The organism is Streptomyces sp. NPDC006458 (assembly GCF_040612135.1).
Classification (GTDB): Bacteria; Actinomycetota; Actinomycetes; order Streptomycetales; family Streptomycetaceae; genus Streptomyces.
In genome coordinates, this window is sequence record NZ_JBEXPR010000079.1 from 1 (window position 1) to 3,874 (window position 3,874).

4 protein-coding genes are annotated in these 3,874 nt (G+C 70.1%); 3 read left to right on the forward strand and 1 reads right to left on the reverse strand.

Annotated features, from left to right (window positions below):
• Both ABZZ79_RS39515 and ABZZ79_RS39520 read left to right on the forward strand, forming a co-directional pair.
• Positions 1 to 225: adenosylhomocysteinase (locus ABZZ79_RS39515; protein WP_356697498.1), on the forward strand; the 225-nt coding region annotated here is incomplete at its 5' end.
• Between the two features lie 321 nt (positions 226 to 546).
• On the forward strand, positions 547 to 1,245 hold the full coding sequence (locus ABZZ79_RS39520) for a hypothetical protein (protein WP_356697500.1): 699 nt from the start codon (positions 547 to 549) through the stop codon (positions 1,243 to 1,245).
• A gap of 87 nt (positions 1,246 to 1,332) precedes the next feature.
• On the opposite strand, the gene ABZZ79_RS39525 is transcribed toward ABZZ79_RS39520, so the two are convergent.
• Positions 1,333 to 2,358 (reverse strand): RDD family protein, encoded by a 1,026-nt coding sequence (locus ABZZ79_RS39525; RefSeq protein WP_356697502.1) that lies wholly within the window; start codon positions 2,356 to 2,358, stop codon positions 1,333 to 1,335.
• Between the two features lie 132 nt (positions 2,359 to 2,490).
• Between ABZZ79_RS39525 and ABZZ79_RS39530 the strand changes: the two genes are divergently transcribed.
• Positions 2,491 to 3,498, forward strand: coding sequence for a stage II sporulation protein M (locus tag ABZZ79_RS39530; protein WP_356697504.1), 1,008 nt, complete (start codon positions 2,491 to 2,493; stop codon positions 3,496 to 3,498).
• Positions 3,499 to 3,874 lie beyond the last annotated feature (376 nt).

The following is a 3,874-nucleotide window of genomic DNA, read 5'->3' on the forward strand; positions in this document are numbered from 1 at the left end:
TCCAACTCCTTCGCGGACCAGACCCTGGCCCAGATCGAGCTGTTCACCAAGCAGACCGCATACCCGACCGGCGTGTACACCCTGCCCAAGTACCTCGACGAGAAGGTCGCCCGCCTCCACCTCGACGCACTCGGCGTCAAACTCACCACGCTGCGCCCGGAGCAGGCCTCGTACATCGGCGTCGACGTCGAGGGCCCGTACAAGTCGGACCACTACCGCTACTGAGTCGGACCGCTGCCCCTTCCGCCTCCCGGCGGCAGTCCGGCAGCCCGGCCCGCCGCGGTGCGTGTCCCGTCACTGACACGCACCGCAGCGCCAGGTCCTTCGAGGCAGGCCCCCGCACCCCCGTGCCGGGGGCCTGCCCCTTTTCCGGACCAGTCACCTCACCGAGGCTTCCGGGACCACTCACCTCACGGATCAGTCACCTCACGACCAGTCACCTCACCGAGGCGAGCCTCCAAGACCACCCGCCTCACAGAGGCGGACAGCCCAGGCCGCCTCGCTTCACCGGGCGACCGGACCAGCCCGTCAGAACCCAGGACCCCCATGCCCCGCGGCCGATATTCGCTCCACGATCCGCACGATCACACCCCCCTCGCAGTCGAGCACTTCCACTGCGCGCCCGGCCCCTCGGGCTGGCGCTATGTCTCCCAGCTGACCACTCCGTCGGGCGACCACCACGGCTCCGTCGACCTGGCCCTCGACGAGCTCGGCCGCCCCATCCGCCTGGAGCTCCACGCGGGAAGCTGGCAGGTGCGCGGCGCCGCGATCGACGGCGTCACCTGGGTCCGCACGGACCCCACCGGCACCCATGCCACCGAGGGCAATGTGCGCGCCCACGCCTTCACCGGCACGTCCCCCGCGTTCCTTGTCGCCACGGCCCGTCTCCTGCGCCTCACCCCCTCCGGACAGGCGACCCGCGTACGCCTGGTCGCCTTCACCGACCCGGTCCTCGCCCCGCTCACCGTGGACCAGTCCTGGGCCTTGGTGAACAGCGAAGCACACGCCACTGACAACGGCCCTCTGACCGTGGACGAGTACCAGGTCACAGCCCTGGACACGGGCGAGCAGCACGCCGTACACCTCGCCGGGGACGTGGTGCTGGCGGCGCCGGGCATCGAACTCGAGGACCTCGACACACCGCCGTCGCGCTTCGACCGGCCGGAGACCGACGGCGCGGGCTTCGATGCCGGGCCGGACTTCGATGCCGGGCCAGGTTTCGATGACGGTCCGGCTTTCGGCTGACCGTCCGACTGCGCTCGGCCTGCTCGGTCTGCTCGGCCTGCTCGGTCTGATCGGCCTGTTCTGTCTGATTGGCCCGCGCGGCCGGTGTCACGCCGGGGGCGCGAAGCCTCCGGCCGGCCGGTCGCTCGACGACTCCCGCGGGGCCGCGCCCTGCTCGGCCTGCGACGCGGCCGGAGCAGGAGCCATGGGGGCAGAAGAAGAAGTCGCGGGAGAGGGCGAGGGCGAGGGAGCCACGGGAGCAGGCGTGGGCGACACGTAGCCACCAGCCTCGTTCCTCTGCACGGCCACGGCCCCACCCCCGGCGACCTGCGGCGCCCACGCACCGGCACCGGCGGCACTCGCCACCTGTCCACCGGCCCCGGCACCCTTGCCGTAGGCCCGCTGAACCTCACGCGCTTGCCGCTCCTGCAGCACCGCCGCCAGATAGGCGGCAGACGGAACGCCCGGCGGCACCGGCGAGCCCGTCCGCGCCGCGAGATCGGACGCGAGCCGCTCGGCCATCGTCCAGCCGACCTGCGGATCCAGCTGCTGCATACGCGTCAGGTACTGACGGATCGCCAGCCACAGCGCATCGGGCACCGCGGAGAGGTCGAGTGCCGAGAAGCGCCCCGACAGCCAGGGCGGAGGCGGCGGCACGAACGCGTTACGCGCCATCGGCACGCGCTCGCGTACGACCAGCGCACCGGCGAAAACGTCCCCGAGCCGCCGACCGCGCGCCGACATGAGCGAGGCGACGCAGGCGACCACACCGAACGTCATGAGAATCTCGACCACACCCACCGCGCCGCGCACCAGCGCGTGCCGGAACCGGATGGGCCCCCCGTCGTCCCGTACGACCCGCAGACCGCACGCCATCTTTCCGAGCGAGCGCCCATGACTGAGCGTCTCGACCGCGATCGGCGCGCCCACCAGCACCAGGATGAACGTCGCGATGGACACGGCCATCTGCGCCGCGTCGTCCATCGACGCGGTGGCGATCGCCAGGCCGATCGACACGGTGATGTAGACGATCCCGGCCACCACCAGGTCGAGCAACACGGCCAGCGCCCTGCTCGGCAGTTTCGCCGGGCGCAGTTCCAGCGCCACCGCCTCGCCCGTCACCAGCTCACTCACGCCCGCCGTCCTTCCCTTCCCTGCCCTGCCCTGAGAACCGTCAGTCTGCCAAGCTGAGGGCACATCGCGCCGCAGTACGACAAGCTGACATCCGCGACGAGCCCGCCGACAAGCCGAGGAGCAGGCACACCGATGGACCTCGATGTCTTCGTCTCCGCCCATCGCGCGGAGTGGGACCGCCTGGACGCCTTGCTCGGGCGTCGGCGCAGCCTCACCGGAGCCGAGGTCGACGAACTGGTCGCTTTGTACCAGCGCACCGCGACCCATCTGTCGCTGATCCAGTCCAGCGCACCCGACCCGCAGCTCACGGGGCGCCTCAGTCAGCTCGTGGCACGCGCGCGCAGTGCCGTGACAGGCACCCGCCGTGCCTCATGGCGCGACGTCACGACCTTCCTCACCCACGGTTTCCCGGCCGCGGTCTACCGCTCGCGCCACTGGTGGGTACCCACCGCGCTCCTGTCCACCGTCGTCGCCGCGCTCCTGGGCTGGTGGATCGGCGCTCATCCCGAGGTCCAGGCGGCCATCGGCGCGCCCAGCGAACTGCGCCAGCTCACCCGCCCCGGTGGCGGGTACGAGACCTACTACTCCAGCCACCCGGCGACGTCCTTCGCCGCACAGGTGTGGACGAACAACGCCCAGGCAGCCGCGATGTGCCTGGTGCTGGGCATCTTCCTGGGCCTGCCCGTGCTCTGGATCCTCTTCCTGAACATGCTCAACCTGGGCGTCGGCATCGGCCTCATGTCGTCGGCCGGCCGGCTCGACATCTTCCTCGGCCTCGTCCTTCCGCACGGCCTGCTGGAGCTGACCGCCGTCTTCGTCGCCGCGGGAACGGGGCTGCGCCTCGGCTGGACCGTCATCGACCCCGGCCCCCGCACCCGCCGCACCGCTCTCGCCGAGGAGGGCCGGGCGGCCGTGGGCATGGCCATCGGCCTGGCACTCGTTCTCTTCCTGTCGGGCGCCATCGAAGGCTTCATCACCCCCTCCGGCCTGCCCACCTGGGCCCGGATCGCCATCGGCATCGCGGCCGAACTGGCCTTTCTCGCCTACGTCTATGTCCTCGGCGGTCGAGCGGCCCGGGAGGGGGCCACCGGCGACGTCGACGCCGCCGAGCGCAGCGCGACCGTGCCGACCGCCGCCTGATGTGCGGACAGGTCTGCTGAGCTGCTAGTCTCCTCGTCGTCCCGCAGAAACTGTTGACACGGAGCCTGCGGGGAGGTAGATTCGAACAGTTGCCTGGACTGGAGGAGATCCGGTCGGCGACGGGTTAGAATCTATGAGCTTCTTGAAACGTCGATCTCATCGATATCAATGAAGCCACCCCCGATGAATCGGAAATGGATGGCCGGTCAGTCCGGTCCAAAACTTCTGATAAAGTCGGAGCCGCCGGAAAGGGAAACGCGGAAGCGGGAACCTGGAAAGCGCCGAGGAAATCGGATCGGAAAGATCTGATAGAGTCGGAAACGCAAGACCGAAGGGAAGCGCCCGGAGGAAAGCCCGAGAGGGTGAGTACAAAGGA